The following is a 17,874-nucleotide window of genomic DNA, read 5'->3' as shown; positions in this document are numbered from 1 at the left end:
TGTGCTATCAATAATAGCTTAAGCGTAGACGCTATTAGTTCTTTTCGATAATACCACAAGCAACGCGATCGCCTGCATCACCTGCTGGCTGGCTGGTGTAGTCATCAGTACCAGCATGAACGATAAAGGCTAAGCGATTGACACTATATTTACCTGCTTCATCAGCAGTGATTTTTTTGTTTACATAGTTAATAGTAGCGACGCCGTCTTCATTGGCTGTCAAGTTAGGCAAGTCGCCTGCATGACCATTCATATCATCTGGATTAGAGTGTGGGTTGTTATCAGGATTGAAGTGACCGCCTGCCGCTTTACCCATATTAGCACAGCTACCTGTCTCATGAATATGTAGTGCAACCGTTTGGCCCGGCTGTAGATTCATGAGCTTACCGTAGACTTGTACACCGCCATCGACAGGACGCAGGAACATCTGTCCGACTTCGTTCTTATCACCGCTTACTGTGTTGATGGTTGATTTTAAAGCAGGCTGTGATAAAGGATTGCCTGTTTGCATTTGGCTTTCTACCGTTTGGCAACCAGTCATGGCTAACGCTGATCCGCATAGTAGGGCACTTGCAAGCATTGTCTTATTCATCATTATCTCCAGTTATTTTATTCATTATTTAGAACGTAGTTAAAGTCACAAATATCTGTATTTATTGTTCTGTTAGAGCGCGTATCGATATTCGTTAACATCATCGTCAGTATAGCCAAGCAAACCCTATAGTTATTCATTAAATGCGCAACAATCGGTTAATAAATGTAAGTTTCGTATGGGTTTACAAAATCAGATGGCACAAAAAACTTATGAAATCAATTGAACAACAAAATGCATTGGACTACTCAAAAAACACGAGTTGGTAATGAATAAGCTATTAGTAAACGAACGGCTAATAAGCATAAAAAAGCCGCCCATCATTGTGATGAGCGGCTTTTTACTTTTTCGAGTTAACTAACCAATACGCAATTAGTTATGTAGCGCTTTACCTGAGGTTTTATCAACCGTTACTTTTGCAGGCTTCAGTGGCTTTGGCATACTGACCAAGGCAACCTTTAATATCTCTTCAATCGTAGCGACTGGTTGGATGGTCAGGCCTTCTTTGACATTGTCAGGAATATCAGCCAAATCACGCTCATTGGTCGCTGGGATCAAGACATGCTTGATACCGCCGCGATGCGCTGCAAGCAGCTTCTCTTTGAGACCACCGATACGCAGTATTTTACCACGTAGAGTAATTTCACCTGTCATCGCGATATCTGGACGAATGGCAATACCCGTCAAGGCAGAGACAAGTGCTGTCGTCAGTGCGCCACCAGCAGAGGGGCCGTCTTTTGGCGTCGCGCCTTCTGGCATATGGACATGGATGTCCGTGGTTTTGATTGTCTCGTAGTCAATACCTAAACTATCACCGCGAGCACGAACCACACTCATGGCCGCACGAATCGACTCTTTCATCACGTCGCCGAGTGAACCAGTAAAGCTCAGCTCACCTTTACCTTTCATGCCGACCGCTTCGATGGTCAACAGCTCACCACCGACTTGTGTCCACGCAAGACCAGTGATACGACCAATCTCAGGCTCTTCTTCAGCCAGACCGTAGTCATACTGATGTACACCGAGATAGTCATCGATGTTTTTGTCATCGACGGTCACTAGCTGACGTTCCGCTTTTTTCGGAGCGCGGGCGCCATGAGTTTCAACCGAACCGCGAACGACTTTACGGCAGATTTTATTCACTTCACGCTCAAGATTACGTACACCTGCTTCACGCGTATAGCGCTGAACGATACTGTGCAATGCCGCTTCAACAATCTCAATCTCGCCTTCTTTGAGACCGTTATTCTTAATTGCTTTTGGCACAAGGTATTTCTGTGCAATATTGACTTTTTCGTCTTCGGTATAGCCGGGCAGACGAATCACTTCCATACGGTCAAGCAGCGCAGGCGGAATATCCATGCTGTTGGCAGTACAGATAAACATCACTTGTGACAAATCTAAGTCCATGTCTAAATAATGGTCGTTAAAGGTGTCGTTCTGTGATGGGTCCAATACTTCAAGCAATGCTGATGCTGGATCACCGCGGAAGTCTTGCGCCATCTTATCGATTTCATCCAATAAGAATAGCGGGTTTTTGACTTCGACTTTGGCAAGCGATTGAACGATTTTGCCCGGCATCGCACCGATATAAGTACGGCGATGACCACGAATCTCTGCTTCATCACGTACGCCACCAAGCGCCATACGCACAAACTTACGACCCGTTGCACGAGCGATTGACTCACCCAATGAGGTTTTACCCACACCTGGAGGGCCAACAAGACAAAGAATCGGGCCACGCAGTTTTTTCACACGTGATTGTACGGCGAGGTATTCCAAGATGCGGTCTTTTACATCTTTTAGACCATAATGATCTTCGTCAAGTGTGGTTTTGGCTTTGTCCAAATTGATAGAGACTTTGGTTGTCGCATTCCACGGCGTGTCTAAAATCCACTCGACGTAGTTGCGTACCACTGACGATTCGCTTGATGCAGGTGGCATCATTTTGAGCTTTTTGAATTCTTGCTCGGCTTTTTTGCGTACATCGTCTGGTAAATCAGCATCTTCAAGACGTTGCTCTAGCTCAGCCACGTCATCTTCACCATCGAACGCACCGTCATTCATATCTGACAGCTCATTTTTGATGGCTTTCATCTTCTCGTTCAAGAAGTATTCGCGCTGATTATCTTCCATCTGCTGGCGCACAGCATCTTGAATATCCTGCTCGATGTTTTGCTCAGCACTTTGCTTGACCAGATATTCAGTCAAAGTATTGATATGGGTTTTGATATCGTTGTCTTCTAAGAAAGACTGTTTGATATCAAGGTCCATCGACACGCGAGTTGAGATGAAATACACCAGCTCAAGCAAGTCATCAATACGCTTGGCGACACGAGTCAGCTCACGAGCATTGCGCAAACGCGCATCGGCATAGCTTTCAAACAGGGTGGTGAGTGCTTGGATGGTATTTTTCTGCTGGCTCTCATCCATGCTGATATCAAGGTCGGCACGCTCAAATCTTGCCATCAATAACTCGTCATGGCCCTCTATGTTGTCGACACGGGCGCGATATTGACCTTCGATCAGTACTTTAATGCAGTTCTCATCGCTATCGTGCGGCATAGTGCTGACGATGCGGCACACCGTACCGTATTGATACAAGTTGTCTTGATCAATGTCTTCGGTCAGTGAGTCTTTTTGTGCGACGACCAGTACCTTATTGCCATACTCAGCTTGTGCCAGCTCAACAGCTTTTACAGACGGCGCACGTCCTACAAACAAGGCAATCTGCATGTGCGGATAGACGACGACATCGCGTAATGCCAGTAGTGGCAAGTAGCTTTCGTCTTGATCATCGTTTGCTTTTTTGTTGTCAGTATCAGTAAGCGTACTGCCATCAAGATCAGTATCTTTGGCATCAGTCGTTACAGCTTCTCGCGTATCAGTTGACGAGGTATCTGCCTCGTTGTTTTCTACGTCAGTTGTTGAAACGTCAACATCAATGTCGATATTGTCTTGGGTTATTTTATGTTCACTCATATATTCTTCCTCGTTCCCCAGACTTGTAAAGTCAAGTTCGTGGTTCATGTTTAGATAAATGGTGTCCGCATATAAAATTGCAAGGCTTGGTGGCAAAGTCGTCTGCTTATCTTTGTTAAATAATGATCATGTGTTGATGTCTACTTGGTTCTATACGTGGGCTTTGTACCCAAAATAAGGTAAACTGGCGCGCGTCTAAAAACACGTCTAAAAAAGCACTAATACGGAAGCATTTTGGACGGCGTAGCGCTATTCATCAGTTGCAATATTCATAGGTCTAAATAAGACTAAAGTATAAAGAACAAGGGGCAATACATGGCCATCAATGCGGTACTGCTGGCAGTTATCATTATGCTAGGACTGTCACTGTCGCGAGTGCACGTGGTGCTCAGTTTATTAATCGGGGCATTGGCAGGTGGGCTATTAGCGGGTCTGGGTATCACCGATACGCTCGATGCCTTTCAAGAAGGTATCCGCAATGGCGCACAGATTGCGCTATCGTATGCGTTATTGGGAGCTTTTGCAGTAGCGATTGCGCATTCAGGCTTGCCGCAGTCGTTGGCAGGGGCGGTGATTAGACGCATTGATGCTGCTGGTACGAGTGGCATGATTAAGTATATGCTGTTTGCAGGTCTTATCACCATGAGCTGCTTTAGCCAAAACTTAATCCCTATTCATATTGCCTTTATTCCGCTGCTCGTACCGCCATTGCTACTGGCGTTCAACCGCATGCACATTGATAGACGCCTGATTGCCTGTTTGATTACGTTTGGACTGGTCACCACCTACATGTTTATCCCTTATGGGTTTGGTGATATTTATCTCAATCAGATTATGCTAAAAAACGTGGGTGAAGCGGGTATTGATGTTGGTAATATCTCTGTGGTGAAGGCCATGGCGATTCCTGCGCTTGGCATGCTACTTGGTCTGCTCGTCGCTGTATTCTTTAGCTACCGTAAGCCGCGCGAGTATCAGCACATAGCGATAGACAAACAAGCACATGATGCGGCTGTCGAAGGGGATACCCTAAGCAAAACTGCCGCTGGTGCACAGTCGCAAAGTAAGGTCAAAACGCTAGTCGCACTGGCTGCTATTATTACTGCTTTTGTGGTGCAGCTTTATACCGACTCGCTACTGCTCGGCTCGATGTTTGGCTTTGGTGTATTCATGGCGACAGGCGTGGTCAAGTGGCATGAGGCTGATGGCGTCTTTAATGACGGTATCAAGCTGATGGCGATGATTGGCTTTATCATGATTACCGCGCAGGGTTTTGCGGAAGTCATGAAAGCCACTGAGCAGATTCAGCCACTCGTTGATGGGGCGGCGTCATTGTTCGGTGGTAATAAAGCGATGGCGGCGTTTATCATGCTGTTGATTGGTCTGATTGTGACCATGGGTATCGGTTCGTCCTTCTCGACCATTCCTATTTTGGCTGCGATCTATGTGCCACTATGTATCTCTTTAGGGTTCTCACCACTCGCAACCGTTGCGATTATCGGTACGGCTGGCGCGCTGGGTGATGCAGGTTCTCCTGCGTCAGACTCGACATTGGGGCCAACCTCTGGTCTAAATATCGATGGACAGCACGACCATATCAAAGACAGTGTGATACCGACATTCTTGCACTACAACATTCCGCTACTGGTCTTTGGTTGGATAGCGGCGATGGTGCTTTAGTTCGTTAAACTTAATAGAAAATATGCACCCAAAGTAAACTACCGATAAATAAAACGCCGCCAGCAGTAGACATTAATGATGAGTCAGTGAGAGAACTTATTATTAAAATGATAAAGCTTAATAAGAACAGAAATATCCCGAGGAAAAATAAACTATTTTTTGTTAAGGAAGGTGTTCTCTTATTTATCGGTAATCTGAATAGAATGACTAGAAACATTACAATTGCAATCAAACAGATAAAAACACCTATCTGAAACAACTGTATATCAGATGATAAGGGGGAGTGATGAAGGTGTTTTTCTATTAAAAATTTCGTAGATAGCATGACGACAATAATAGTCACTATAGATAACAATCTAAATCGGTAAAGCTGTATCCTCGTTACCAAGTTATAGGAACAGTAAGGGCATCTATAACCGTCGCTGCTTCGATCGTCAATACTCATCATTAGCTTAAAGCGATTTGGTAAGTTTTTTTGACAGCTACTACAGTTCATTAATTACTATCATCCTCATCAAAATCTTTCAACTCACCGCTTAAACTACTCAAAAACGCATCACTTTGTGCGAGTAGCTCATTTAAGCGATCTTCATTGACTAGCCGTGTCATTTCATCAGCGCTAAATGGTTGCTCTTGACTGTAGTAACGTTGCTCTCTAGCGTCCTCATCGCCTAACGTTTGCAAATATTCATTCACACTGTCTGCACTGGAATCAGCAGCGTTCGAGTCTTTTTCAGACTTTTTATTATCTGTCATCAAAACCACCTTATGCCGCTTGGGGTAATCAAGCCATCTAACGGCACATCCCACGGTTGACGCGCTAATTTCTCAACGACCTGAAAATCATAACACCAGCCTATCTTTAACGGCCTTGAAGCCCCTGATCGATAGCTGTTACCAAGCGTCGTATCATAAAAGCCGCCACCCATGCCCATACGGTTACCCTGCTTATCTACCGCTACGAGTGGACAGATAATCACATCTAGTTCTGTCGCCCATAGCAGAACGCGGCTGTGATTTTGTTTCATACCAAGCTGATGAATGCGAGTGGGGACATTGATTAGTTTTGAGTGATAAATAGGCACAAAGCGCAAGCGTTTATCGTCGTCTCCTTTATTGTCACGACCGAGCGAGCCGACCACTGGCAGATATGCCCGGTAGCCTGAGCGCTGACACCAGTCCAGTAGCGGCTGAGTAGGAAGCTCACCAAAGCCATCATAATATAAGCCAATACGCGCACGCGGAGGCAAGCGTTGTTGCAATTTAACCAAGTGCAAACTTGCCATGCGTGCGTATTGTCTGCGCTCACCATCTGTTAGTTGGCGGCGCTGGCGAGTAAACTGACGTCTAGGTGGATTGGTTGTCATAATAGTATTTGCAGTATTAGTTAAAAAGATATGTGGCGATCAATCACTTTTACTTAGTATCTATTTGTTCAGTGTCTAGTTGTTCAGTGTCTAGTAAGTATAAATACTCGCATCGGCTTGGAGAAATTTATGATAAGCCATGCTATCATAACCTCACTTTACAGCCTATTTTCCTTATGTGCAGCTTTAGTTGCACTTTTTATGATAAACCATTTATTAACTACTAATAAAAGAGGATCGTTATGTCACAAAATCAGGCCACTCGTACCGAAAAAGACACCATGGGTAACGTAGAAGTCCCAGCTGATGCTTATTGGGGCGCGCAAACACAGCGTAGCCGTGAAAACTTCAAAATCGGTGGCGAGACATTGCCGCGTCCGATGATTGAAGCGATGGCATTGGTCAAAAAAGCCGCTGCGATTACCAACGCAAGCCTAGAGCGTATCGAAGATGATAAGCGCGACCTCATCGTGCAAGCCGCTGACGAAGTCATCAACGGCGGTCTGGTCGACCAGTTTCCATTAGTCGTTTGGCAGACGGGTTCGGGTACGCAGTCGAACATGAACATGAACGAAGTGCTTGCTAACCGTGCCAATGAAATCGCAGGCTCTGAGCGTGGCACTTACGCACCGATTCATCCTAACGATCACGTCAATCACGCTCAGTCTACTAATGACAGCTTCCCAACGGCGATTCGTGTCGCTGCTGCGCGTCAGATTAATAGCCTACTTATCCCAGCGGTCAAAGCGCTACGTGATACCTTAGATAAAAAGTCCAAAGAGTTCGATAGCATCGTAAAAATCGGTCGTACGCATTTACAAGACGCGACGCCTTTGACGCTAGGCCAAGAGTTTAGCGGCTATGTGAGCCAACTTGACCACGCGTTAACTCGTATTGATAACGCGCTACAAGGTCTATATGAATTGCCATTAGGCGGTACTGCGGTTGGTACTGGTCTAAACGCCCATCCTGATTATGCGGTAAAATCAGCTGAGCAACTAGCGACTTTGACTGGCTTGCCATTTGTCACATCCCCAAATAAATTTGAAGCGCTAGCCGCTCGTGATGCAGAAGTATTTGCGTCAGGCGCACTAAAAACACTAGCGGGCAGCTTAAACAAAATCGCGAATGACGTACGTTGGTTAGCATCTGGCCCTCGTTGTGGTCTTGGTGAGTTGACGATTCCTGAAAATGAGCCAGGCTCATCTATTATGCCGGGCAAAGTAAACCCAACTCAGTCAGAAGCAATGACCATGGTTGTCGCTCAGGTTATGGGTAACGACACGACTATTAGCATGGCTGGCGCATCAGGTAACTTCGAGCTAAACGTTTATAAGCCAGTTATCGCGTTTAACTTGTTACAATCTATCAAACTGCTTGGCGATGCTTGCAACAGCTTCAACGAAAACTGTGCCGTTGGTATCGAGCCAGTAAAAGACAAAATCGATGACTTCTTGCACAACTCATTGATGCTAGTAACGTCATTGAACCGTCATGTCGGTTATGAAAATGCAGCAAAAATTGCTAAGACGGCGTATAAAGAAAACAAAACTTTGAAGCAAGTGGCGGTTGAGCTAGAGCTATTAACTGAAGCGCAGTTCGATGAGTGGGTCATTCCTGCTGATATGGTACATCCTAAGTAAGTTATTAAAGACTTCCTAGAATAGTAAAAAGACCTTGTCATGTGGCAAGGTCTTTTTTTTGTTTGCAACAATCATGAGGCTACAAAGTCCTCTTAGATAAAAAAGATGTTAGTTTAAATGTTCTTTCACGAATGATTTAAAATTTATAGAGTAGGTTGAATATTTCTAAAAATGGCAATTGGTGTAATTCCAAACGAACTTTTAGGTCGACCAGCTAGATTCTTGAGTTCGTTAACAAAAATTTTAATCATACCTTGAAGTTCAGAGTCATGATTACCTTCATAATCAATATCATCATTAGGCAAAGCATCTAATATTCCAAGCAGATACCATTCGCCTGCCATAAACTCGCCATGTTTGAAGTTTATATCATGTGTTGGTGTAGATAATTCATCTCTATTCAAAGTCATCCAAACTTCTTCAACACTTTCGTCTGACTCTACTATAAAGCGGCTTTGAATAGCGAAAGGGACGTTCCTTATAAAATCAATTAGATCTTTTTTTATTTTTTCAAGATTTTTAGCTTGCTCTCTATCTTCTTTTTTATTCGAAGTTCGAAGTTCTCTTGAATGAAAATTTAAAGCGGGTTCTACAATAGCACTCAACATATTCACATCTACAATGCCAAGTTTTCCCTTTAATAAAACCAATCGTCCAAGATTAGATTCACAGAGTACTTTACTGACAAAACCTAACTCATCTAGCTTATTGATCATTTCTCTTGGCATGGTGTCAATAGCGTTATAAAAACGTTCTCCACCGCTTTGAGCTTGTTCACTAGAGCCTAACCTTCCACCCGTCACTGTAGGTACACCTACGGTTGCCTCCATAGTTTTACCGTCTGTAATACCATGAGTTTCTTTGTAAGATTCAATTGAACCATTGCCGTTTAGCTGAGCGTAAAAAGAGCTAATCTTCTTATTATCTAAGTAAAAAAAGTCAAAGAGTGATTCTATGAGTAGTGGTTCTGACTCCACGGTCTAATTCCTTTTTATTCGAATTTTTATGTTTGTTAAATCTGGATAATGAATTATTAAGCATGTCGAAATAGCTGCTAGTAGCATCTGTTATAACATCTGAGGGCTTATGATCCTCCTTCCTGTTACTTTCAGTATAATGTTTGTTGCTCATGAGATATTCCTCCCTTGATGGAAGCTCTTAGCTAAATATTACCTACATATGATACATTAAAAAATTTAGATAGACTTTAGTATTTATATTAACATTTTATACAGTCAGCTGATTATACAAGATAGTAGAAGTCATAATATTGTAAGAACGCTAAAGATATGACGGCCATATTGACCTTTTTAATAATCGATGAAAAGACCTTACCACATCACGCGGCAAGGTCTTTTTTACATCAAAGATCTAAACTCACTTAAAACTTATAAAGCAAACCAAGCGTCGTCGCCGATTCAGTACGTGAGTCGACCATTGGACTATCATATTGCTCATTGGGCACATAGCTCACGCTTTGATTGGCAAATCCAGCCCATTTATCACTGAAGTCGTAGTTGGCACTTACGCTGACATACGGATTCAAGCTTGAGTTAGATTTATAAGCGGCAACGCCCGTCTCTGCTGATTCTTCATCACTGACGCCATAATAGTATTCGTTATAGTCAGCATCATGATACTCAAAACCAATGCTTGGATAGACTGTCAGCTTGCCTTTGCTGATTCTAGCAAGGTAGGTCAAACGACCAGAGTTACCGCCACTACGGTCCAACACATCGGTGTCAAACTGAGCACGTATACCGCCGATAGGCGTGCGGCGCAGATAGCTCAGACCAGCAGCTGCTGAGAGTTTGCGCTCATCGAGACCTTGTAAGTCACCGTTGGCGTCGTCAGGGTCGAAGCTATTGCCTGATGGCTGCGCATAGATAGACAGCTCATTGGTACCATCATTGACTAAATACGCGCCGGCTTGGGCGCCGCGCGCATAGAACTTATTATTGTCATAAAAAATACCGGGCAGCACACGTACTTCGGTGCTGTCTTCTAGATCATAGGACGAGTTGACGGCCATCACATTGACCCCAACGCTCAGCTCAGCGTCTTGATCAGCAGGTAGGTTTTTGAACAGTGCGGCATTAGAGAGGCTTGCTACGCTAAATAGCGCAGTAGCAGTCAACGCGCTAAGCATAGTGCGTGTCGAGATATGAGGTAGCGCTGCAAGTTTTGACATAATTGAGTCTCGTGAGTGAGTATAGATAACTGGGTAATAGCATCAGATAAAACGTGTTCGAAAGTGTCAGTAAAAAAGCAATAATCTAAATAAGTAGGCTGTGCGTGAGAGCTATATAGCAATGATAGTTAAGTATGAGCATTTACTCAATGGCTTTTAGCACTTGTAGTAACTGCTCATGAATATCTTGCCACCACCAGACAAATCCGATGCTGATCAGTAGCATCATAAGCCAGGGTAATAGTTGCCAAATGATTGCAGGCTTTATAGGTTCTTTGGGTGGGGCTGTGGGCTGAATAGTATTATTATGATCTGGATCGTGTGACGCAGTATGCATGGCTATGCTGTGATTCATGTCATTGCTGTGTACATCTCGCGTACTACTATCATCGCTGTCTATCTCGGTATCATAGCGGTCTGGTTTGGAATGACGGCTATCCAACCCAGCATTTTGATTGTTAAAATCAGTATCTAGGGAAGGCAAGTGGGCATCATCACTGCTGTCATAACTATCCTGATTATCGAGTTGAGCACTGTTTTGAGAATTGTACTGAGAACTGTACTTACGGTTGTACTGACCGCTACCTTGCTTCCCATAATGATAGGTGGTTTGATAAGGGTTAGCATTGCGTTGCTGCTGAATCGCTACGTTTTGCATAGTGACCGTGAGACGCTGACGGTAGCCAATCGCAAAAGCTAAGGCAATGACGAGTCCTGTGATCGCGCCACCGATATGACCGGCATTATCAATACCTGGTACGGCAAACCCGTAAACAAGGTTGATACCCATGATAAATACTAGGCTCTTGAGATTGAGAACCATGCCATTGACCGATATCTTAAACAGTGCCGCGATTAATAATGCCGCACCAATACCCATGATACCACCAGAGGCACCAGCTGATATGCCGGGCTGTCCTGTGCCGTCTATAATACCTTGCCATGTGACATAGTTATTGAGCAAATTACCACCGATAGCCGCCAATAAAAACAACGCCAAAAACTTGGCTGAGCCAAACATAGGCTCGGCAATCTGCCCAAAGAAATACATGGCAAAGCTATTAAATAGCAAATGCATGAGACCGATATGCAAAAACGCACTGCTGACCAATCGCCATGGCTCGTCACTCATCGTAAAAGGCAAAGCATTAGCACCCCATGTGAGCAATGCTTCAGTCGATGGGTTGTTGGCATCAACCCCTGTCACTATCTGCAAGACAAACAGCCCAATAAAGCTGGCTAATAGCAAGGTAGTGATAGGGGCTGTTTTTAATAATTGCAAAATGGTCATAAACGCGAGATATCATCAAAATGTTGTATATATAGTATAAAGGGTATCGTCAGATAATGTTATGTATCCGCAGGTCATCATGGCACAAGTTTACATAGCCTTTATAGTCTTGATGGCGGATAGCTCTTAAAACTATATAGCTTTTAAAAATGAATAGCTCTAAAAGTGACCAACCTTAAGATTCTCATAAGTACCTTTTACCAAGATATCGTCCGTCATTTTATTGATATCCGTATGACCACAGAATGCCATTGAGATATCACATTCTTTATAAATGATTTCGAGCGCTCGGCGTACACCATCTTCACCATACGCCCCCAATCCATAGAGAAAAGAGCGCCCAATCATCGTGCCTGTTGCGCCCAATGCAATGGCTTTTAGCACATCTTGCCCAGAGCGGATACCACTGTCTAGCCAGACCTCGATATTACTATTTTCGGCTTGTACGGCTTGCACGATGTCTGACAGGGCCGATATAGAGGAGAGTGCGCCATCTAGTTGACGACCGCCGTGGTTTGAGACGACCAGCGCATCTGCGCCGCTGCGAGCTGCCAGAATGGCGTCTTCAGGCTCCATAATGCCTTTGATGATGAGCTTGCCGCCCCACATGTCTTTGATACGTGCGACATCGTCCCAGCTCAAGCGTGGATCAAACTGCTCTTCCGTCCAAGCACTCAGAGAAGACAAGTCTGCGACACCCTTAGCATGACCCACGATGTTACCAAACGTGCGACGCTTAGTACCCAGCATATTCATACACCACTGCGGCTTGGTCATTAGGTTCATGATATTGGTAAGGGTCGGCTTGGGCGGTGCAGATAGCCCATTTTTGATGTCTTTATGACGTTGTCCCATGACCTGCAAGTCGGCAGTTAATATCAGTGCCGAACAATTGGCTTCTTTTGCCCGCTGGATCAGATTGGCGACGTAGTCTTGATCGCGCATGACATAGAGCTGAAACCAAAACGGCGCACTGGTATGCGTGGCAACATCTTCGATAGAGCAAATACTCATGGTAGAGAGTGAGAAGGGCACGCCGAACTTTTCTGCTGCGCGTGCTGCATGGATCTCACCATCTGCCCACATCATACCCGTAAATCCTGTTGGGGCGATGGCTACTGGCATCTTGGCAGGCTCGCCAATCATAGTTGTGGCCAGACTGCGGTTGTCCATATCGACCAGCACCCGTTGGCGCAGCTTGATACGATCAAAGTCAGTCTCGTTACTACGATAAGTCGTCTCAGTCCATGAGCCGGAATCCACATAATCATAGAACATACGAGGTACTTTACGCTCGGCGACACGGCGTAAATCTTCGATTTCGGTTATCTTCTTTAAATCTTGCATCGTCTCTCACCACTCTATCATCGTAATACGGTGTCTTTACTATAGGACTACTGCTATCAAACAAGTAATTGCTGTAAATCCATCACCGAAAACGGATAGTTTAATCGTCTAGATGGCGTCAAAATGACGGGAATAGTTGTGGCAAAATCCATCATAAGTGCCTCATCAAAGTCTGCAATATCGACATTATGGTAAGTGATCGGCTGTACCGCCTGAAACTGTGCGAGTGTTTGCTCAGCGATATCACATAAATGACACCCAGAGGTACCCAGTAGCCACCATTTATGACTGTTTTCAGCAGTCCCAAGGCTAGGATGTTGTGCAATAACACGCGCTCGTAATATTTCTATATTATTATGTGAGTCGTTATGCGAGCTGTTGTGTGAGCTATTATGAGAATTGTTGTTGTCGGACATGGTTATTCTCTTATCTTAATACTGGTTAAAAGGCGCCTACTCTTAGTACGTGCTGATAGCAAGCGCTGACAGTACCTGCTAGTAGTACGCGCTGAGCTAAAATTTAAAATACCCCAATGATCATTACATCATAAAGAAGTGGGGTAAATAATGACAGCGATTGTGAGATTAGGTAAGATGACCTGCTATTGGTCATTATTGAAGACCAATAGCTGACTGTTCATGACTAAGAGCAAAAACAGACTTATGACGATGGGCTCGTCGCTGTTTCTTGGTCATCAATAGAGCGTTCATCTTATTACTTTTTTAATCACTCGGATATCGCACATGACAAGTTTTGGCACATTTATCAAACGACTGTTATTGGCAATCATGTTATTACTCGTCGCCTTCCATGTCTTGGTCGCTGGGCTGTTATTAATCTGGAAAACTCAGCCGATCAATAACAGCATGTTTATGCTGACTCATCGTCTCACGGGTGGCACAGTGACGCAGACATGGGCTGAGTATGATGCTATTGCCAAGTCTGCCAAGCAAGCGGCAATCGTGAGTGAAGACTCGACCTTCAGTCAGCACAATGGCTTTGATATAAAAGGTATCAAGGCGGCACAAAAGAAAAACGAAAAGACTGGCACGACGTCTGCTGGTGGCTCAACCATTACGCAGCAACTGGCAAAAAACCTATTTTTGACCTCGCATCGCTCCTATGTCCGTAAAGCGGAAGAGGCTGTCATCACCATCATGATTGAAACGCTATGGGATAAGCAGCGTATTATGACCGCTTATCTCAATGTGGCAGAGTTCGGCAACGGCATTTATGGTATCGACGCGGCGGCGCATCATTATTTTGATAAGTCAGCTGCCAATCTGAATCGAGATGAATCAGCGCTACTGATTGCCATGCTCACTAACCCAAAGTATTACGAGGACAACCAAGGGGACAGACGCCTGCGCAATAAACAGGCAATTATCAAGAAGCGAATGAAAAACGCTGCATTGCCGCAAGCGTCTTAGGATTAAATGAGGGATAAACAACCATATTAGCCGAACAGTCATTACCGCCGTTTATATAGCAGTGTGCATCCACTCCAGACATATTAAAGTAACAAGAGTCATTAAAAAGTAAAAGAGATATCGGTTAAAAATATAACAACAGCCGATAATCTGCAAAAAAGCCATCGGTTCAGTCGTATTACGGGCGATACGATTTTAGATAGACATAAGATGATGGCGTATCGATAACGCAAAAGGAGTAACAACGTGGTAGAGACAAACAACAATCAGGGTAGTGGTGATGCGAGCGAGATGATTGATGTCAATCATCACAGCGAAGATACGAGCGAAAATACCAATCAAGACATGAGTGTAAGCAGTCATCGTGAGGAACTAGCCGAAATAGAGTGGCAGCGCGCAGAAGATGGCAGCTATTCACCCAGCAGTTATATCAATCGAGATTTGTCTCTATTACAGTTCCATCTACGTGTGTTGGCACAGGCATCCAGTAGTCGCCACCCGTTGCTTGAGCGTTTGTTCTTTTTGATTATTTTTTCATCCAACCTCGATGAGTTCTTTGAGATTCGTGTCGCTGGTATCATGCAAAAGCTCAATATCGGTGATGTATCAACCAGCGCCCACGGTATGCGTCCAAGCGAGGTGCTAAACGAGATATCCATTATTACTCATGCTGCGATCAGTGAGCAGTATCGTATTCTTAATGAAGATATTTTGCCCGCCCTTGCGCTCGAAGATATTCGATATCTAAAGCGTGATGAGCTGAATGCTGAGCAGTCTGCTTGGATGAAGCGTTATTTTACTGAGCAAGTATTGCCTGTATTGACCCCCATCAGTATTGATCCTGCCCACCCATTCCCGCGCTTGGTTAATAAAAGCTTGAACTTTATCGCGACACTAGAGGGCAAAGATGCCTTTGGTCGTGATATTAATTTGGCGATTGTACCTGCGCCTCGCAGTCTGCCGCGTGTCATTCGTCTGCCTGATGAGCTGACTGGCGGTAAAGAACATCATGTGATGCTCTCCGCCATCATTCATGAGCATATCGATGAGTTATTCCCTGGTATGAGCGTGACCGGTTGCCATCAGTTCAGACTCACGCGCAACGCCGATTTAGATTTGGCAGATGACGTTGAAGATATTGCCAAAGCATTGGAGGGTGAGCTTGAAAACCGCCGCTTTGGTGACAAGGTTCGTCTTGAGGTGACCACAAACTGTCCTGCCCATATTAGCGATTATTTACTCAATGAGTTTGAGTTGCATGACAATCAGCTGTACCGTGTCAATGGTCCTGTCAATCTGACGCGTTTGCTTTTTGATTTTAATCTTCCTGCACTGCGCTATCAGCCGTTCACTCATGTCGTGCCAAAAGCATTCCGCCGAGAGATGGACAAGTCAGACAAGTCGACCAGTATGTTTGCTGCGCTGCGTAAGAGTGATGTGCTTGTGCATCATCCTTTTCATGCCTTCTCGCCCATTATCAACTTGCTTTGGCAAGCAGCGAGCGACCCCAAAGTGTTGGCTATTAAGCAGACACTATACCGTTCAGGTACCAATTCAGAAATTGTCAAAGCGCTAGCCGCGGCCGCCCGCAACGGCAAAGAAGTGACGGCTGTTATCGAGTTGCGTGCCCGTTTCGATGAGGCTTCTAATATTGCTGTTGCCAATTATTTGCAAGAGGCAGGGGCCGTTGTGGTTTATGGTATCGTCGGCTACAAGACTCATGCCAAACTCATGCTCATCGTACGCCGTGAAGAAGATCGAATCCGCCGCTATATACATTTAGGAACCGGTAACTATCATGCGGCTAACGCTAAAGTCTATACGGATTATGGTTTGTTTAGCGCCGACCCTGATATCTCAGAAGACGTACATAAGATTTTTCAAGAGCTGACAGGGATGGGTAAACCTGCCAATCTCAAAAAACTGCTACATGCGCCGTTTACCTTGCACGACAAACTGATGAGCTTTATCGATGATGAGATCGCTCATGCCAAAGCAGGCAAGCGCGCTCATATCATTATCAAGGCAAACGCCCTGACTGAGCGTCGTCTTATCGATAAACTATATGACGCGTCGCAGGCAGGCGTCAAAATCGAGCTGATACTACGGTCTATGTGCTGTCTACGTCCGCAAGTAAAAGGGCTGTCTGAGAACATCACCGTACGCTCTGTTATTGGTCGGTTTTTGGAGCATACCCGTATCTATTATTTCTACAATAACGGTGATGAGCGTCTGTATTGTGGTAGTGCCGACTGGATGGATCGTAACTTGTTCCATCGCGTAGAAGTCGCATTCCCGATTGAGAATAGAAAGCTGTTTAAGCAGATTTATCAGGATGGGTTGATCAATTACTTACAAGACAATCTGCAAGCATGGACACTGAATGGCACAGGTGTATGGCAGCAGCGACAACCAGTGGCAGGGGAGGTGCCACACGTCGCACAAGAGCAGTTATTGAAACTGATCAACCGTGTTGAAGAGTCTAACTAATTTGTCAAAATGCATTTAGCAGATTTCTAGCGCTTTAATTATCTATTTAATTAGCTATCCAAACAAGCACTGGTGAATACCGGTGCTTGGTTTTTTTTGTGCTGACCAACTGGAAAAGTTACAAACTGTCTTGTAACCTCACATTTATTCACATATTGATACGGCAGTACACTGGTGCAATATACGTTGTCCTACTTATAATTAATTTCGATTATGACGCTATTTGGCATATCACTGATTGGCGTGCCGTTGATTTGTATGCTACTGCGTACTTATTTATTATTCAATCATATAGTGTCGTAAAGCTTCTAAAGTCATCTAATGACAAAGAAAATCCAACGATAAAGAACAGGGAATATATTATGAGCACTACAGACAATGACACCTCAGATATCAAAAAAGCGGTTGATCAAGTGAACAGTCAAGAAATAGAAAAGAACCTAAAAGACAGTAGTAAAACTGACGCTCCTGAGCAGCTAAGTGAAGAAGAGCAAACACCTTTTATTGATGATGCATTACGTACCGATAAATAACAGTCCATATTGGCACTCAAATTAAAATACCAAATTAGCAACTAATAAATAATAATCGTGCGAGGGAGAGACCATGACGATTCAAGGACAGAAAAATAATGAAGAAAAAGTGGTTGTGGACGATCCAGCAGCAACAGTATCAGATAACCCTAAAGACAGTTACGAAGGACGCAAGCACGAGCCAGAAATAGATGGTCCTGAACAAGACTCTCAAGAGACTGACGAAATATACGCTGACCCACGTAAAGAAGAGAACTTACCGGCGGGTGGCAAAAACGTTGGAGAGTTGAATGCTCATGATTTAAGCAGAAAAGCCGACTGATAATTGCTA

Annotated in this window: 15 protein-coding genes; 6 read left to right on the top strand and 9 right to left on the bottom strand. The window is 44.4% G+C overall.

The genetic code is table 11. The features are described 5' to 3' along the window. Positions 1 to 34 precede the first annotated feature (34 nt). Both NJD71_RS07310 and lon read right to left on the bottom strand, forming a co-directional pair. Positions 35 to 592: a superoxide dismutase family protein gene (locus NJD71_RS07310; protein WP_319051286.1), complete on the bottom strand. Its 558-nt coding sequence runs from the start codon at positions 590 to 592 to the stop codon at positions 35 to 37. A gap of 372 nt (positions 593 to 964) precedes the next feature. Further along, positions 965 to 3,574, bottom strand: a complete 2,610-nt coding sequence (lon, locus tag NJD71_RS07305; RefSeq protein WP_319051285.1) for an endopeptidase La — start codon at positions 3,572 to 3,574, stop codon at positions 965 to 967. Between the two features lie 315 nt (positions 3,575 to 3,889). Between lon and NJD71_RS07300 the strand changes: the two genes are divergently transcribed. Continuing rightward, complete coding sequence (locus tag NJD71_RS07300) at positions 3,890 to 5,251, top strand: Na+/H+ antiporter family protein (RefSeq protein WP_319051284.1); 1,362 nt, start codon at positions 3,890 to 3,892, stop codon at positions 5,249 to 5,251. Between the two features lie 495 nt (positions 5,252 to 5,746). Here the strand turns inward: NJD71_RS07300 and NJD71_RS07295 are convergent, their stop codons facing one another. Both NJD71_RS07295 and NJD71_RS07290 read right to left on the bottom strand, forming a co-directional pair. Beyond that, positions 5,747 to 6,007 carry a hypothetical protein gene (locus tag NJD71_RS07295; RefSeq protein WP_319051283.1) on the bottom strand — a complete coding sequence of 87 codons (261 nt, stop codon included), beginning with the start codon at positions 6,005 to 6,007 and terminating at the stop codon, positions 5,747 to 5,749. Further along, complete coding sequence (locus NJD71_RS07290; protein ID WP_319051281.1) at positions 6,007 to 6,618, bottom strand: 5-formyltetrahydrofolate cyclo-ligase; 612 nt, start codon at positions 6,616 to 6,618, stop codon at positions 6,007 to 6,009. Before NJD71_RS07290 ends, NJD71_RS07295 begins: the two co-directional genes overlap by 1 nt. A gap of 242 nt (positions 6,619 to 6,860) precedes the next feature. Between NJD71_RS07290 and fumC the strand changes: the two genes are divergently transcribed. After that, on the top strand, positions 6,861 to 8,261 hold the full coding sequence (gene fumC, locus NJD71_RS07285) for a class II fumarate hydratase (RefSeq protein WP_319051280.1): 1,401 nt from the start codon (positions 6,861 to 6,863) through the stop codon (positions 8,259 to 8,261). 143 nt (positions 8,262 to 8,404) lie between these two features. Here fumC and NJD71_RS07280 read toward each other — a convergent pair whose 3' ends face one another. The 5 genes from NJD71_RS07280 to NJD71_RS07260 form a co-directional block, all read right to left on the bottom strand. After that, complete coding sequence (locus NJD71_RS07280) at positions 8,405 to 9,238, bottom strand: DUF6414 family protein (protein ID WP_319051279.1); 834 nt, start codon at positions 9,236 to 9,238, stop codon at positions 8,405 to 8,407. 404 nt (positions 9,239 to 9,642) lie between these two features. Beyond that, positions 9,643 to 10,452, bottom strand: coding sequence for a MipA/OmpV family protein (locus NJD71_RS07275; protein ID WP_319051278.1), 810 nt, complete (start codon positions 10,450 to 10,452; stop codon positions 9,643 to 9,645). Between the two features lie 142 nt (positions 10,453 to 10,594). Beyond that, positions 10,595 to 11,743, bottom strand: a complete 1,149-nt coding sequence (locus NJD71_RS07270) for a rhomboid family intramembrane serine protease (RefSeq protein WP_319051277.1) — start codon at positions 11,741 to 11,743, stop codon at positions 10,595 to 10,597. A gap of 159 nt (positions 11,744 to 11,902) precedes the next feature. Beyond that, the gene (locus NJD71_RS07265; protein WP_319051276.1) at positions 11,903 to 13,090 is read right to left on the bottom strand and encodes an alpha-hydroxy acid oxidase; all 1,188 of its coding nucleotides are present in this window, start codon (positions 13,088 to 13,090) and stop codon (positions 11,903 to 11,905) included. 56 nt (positions 13,091 to 13,146) lie between these two features. Then, positions 13,147 to 13,506, bottom strand: coding sequence for a glutaredoxin family protein (locus tag NJD71_RS07260; protein WP_319051275.1), 360 nt, complete (start codon positions 13,504 to 13,506; stop codon positions 13,147 to 13,149). Between the two features lie 327 nt (positions 13,507 to 13,833). On the opposite strand from NJD71_RS07260, the gene mtgA reads away from it, so the two are divergent. The 4 genes from mtgA (at position 13,834) to NJD71_RS07240 (ending at position 17,865) form a co-directional block, all read left to right on the top strand. Beyond that, positions 13,834 to 14,520: a monofunctional biosynthetic peptidoglycan transglycosylase gene (gene mtgA / locus NJD71_RS07255; protein WP_319051274.1), complete on the top strand. Its 687-nt coding sequence runs from the start codon at positions 13,834 to 13,836 to the stop codon at positions 14,518 to 14,520. 345 nt (positions 14,521 to 14,865) lie between these two features. Beyond that, complete coding sequence (ppk1, locus tag NJD71_RS07250) at positions 14,866 to 17,010, top strand: polyphosphate kinase 1 (protein ID WP_319051360.1); 2,145 nt, start codon at positions 14,866 to 14,868, stop codon at positions 17,008 to 17,010. 362 nt (positions 17,011 to 17,372) lie between these two features. After that, a complete protein-coding gene (locus tag NJD71_RS07245) occupies positions 17,373 to 17,543 on the top strand; it encodes a hypothetical protein (protein ID WP_319051273.1) in 171 nt (56 codons plus the stop codon). Positions 17,544 to 17,616: 73 nt separating this feature from the next. After that, on the top strand, positions 17,617 to 17,865 hold the full coding sequence (locus NJD71_RS07240; RefSeq protein ID WP_319051272.1) for a hypothetical protein: 249 nt from the start codon (positions 17,617 to 17,619) through the stop codon (positions 17,863 to 17,865). Positions 17,866 to 17,874 lie beyond the last annotated feature (9 nt).

It is taken from the genome of Psychrobacter sp. PP-21 (genome assembly GCF_033790785.1).
Taxonomy (GTDB): domain Bacteria; phylum Pseudomonadota; class Gammaproteobacteria; order Pseudomonadales; family Moraxellaceae; genus Psychrobacter.
The sequence above is the reverse complement of the archived record's forward strand: the minus strand, read 5'-3'. Positions and strand labels throughout refer to the sequence as shown.

Bases quoted from the DNA above. Each gene is read 5' to 3' on its own strand.
- NJD71_RS07310 (WP_319051286.1), bottom strand. From the start codon at position 592: ATGAATAAGACAATGCTTGCAAGTGCCCTACTATGCGGATCAGCGTTA.
- lon (WP_319051285.1), bottom strand. From the start codon at position 3,574: ATGAGTGAACATAAAATAACCCAAGACAATATCGACATTGATGTTGAC.
- NJD71_RS07300 (WP_319051284.1), top strand. From the start codon at position 3,890: ATGGCCATCAATGCGGTACTGCTGGCAGTTATCATTATGCTAGGACTG.
- NJD71_RS07295 (WP_319051283.1), bottom strand. From the start codon at position 6,007: ATGACAGATAATAAAAAGTCTGAAAAAGACTCGAACGCTGCTGATTCC.
- NJD71_RS07290 (WP_319051281.1), bottom strand. From the start codon at position 6,618: ATGACAACCAATCCACCTAGACGTCAGTTTACTCGCCAGCGCCGCCAA.
- fumC (WP_319051280.1), top strand. From the start codon at position 6,861: ATGTCACAAAATCAGGCCACTCGTACCGAAAAAGACACCATGGGTAAC.
- NJD71_RS07275 (WP_319051278.1), bottom strand. From the start codon at position 10,452: ATGTCAAAACTTGCAGCGCTACCTCATATCTCGACACGCACTATGCTT.
- NJD71_RS07270 (WP_319051277.1), bottom strand. From the start codon at position 11,743: ATGACCATTTTGCAATTATTAAAAACAGCCCCTATCACTACCTTGCTA.
- NJD71_RS07265 (WP_319051276.1), bottom strand. From the start codon at position 13,090: ATGCAAGATTTAAAGAAGATAACCGAAATCGAAGATTTACGCCGTGTC.
- NJD71_RS07260 (WP_319051275.1), bottom strand. From the start codon at position 13,506: ATGTCCGACAACAACAATTCTCATAATAGCTCACACAACAGCTCGCAT.
- mtgA (WP_319051274.1), top strand. From the start codon at position 13,834: ATGACAAGTTTTGGCACATTTATCAAACGACTGTTATTGGCAATCATG.
- ppk1 (WP_319051360.1), top strand. From the start codon at position 14,866: ATGAGTGTAAGCAGTCATCGTGAGGAACTAGCCGAAATAGAGTGGCAG.
- NJD71_RS07245 (WP_319051273.1), top strand. From the start codon at position 17,373: ATGAGCACTACAGACAATGACACCTCAGATATCAAAAAAGCGGTTGAT.
- NJD71_RS07240 (WP_319051272.1), top strand. From the start codon at position 17,617: ATGACGATTCAAGGACAGAAAAATAATGAAGAAAAAGTGGTTGTGGAC.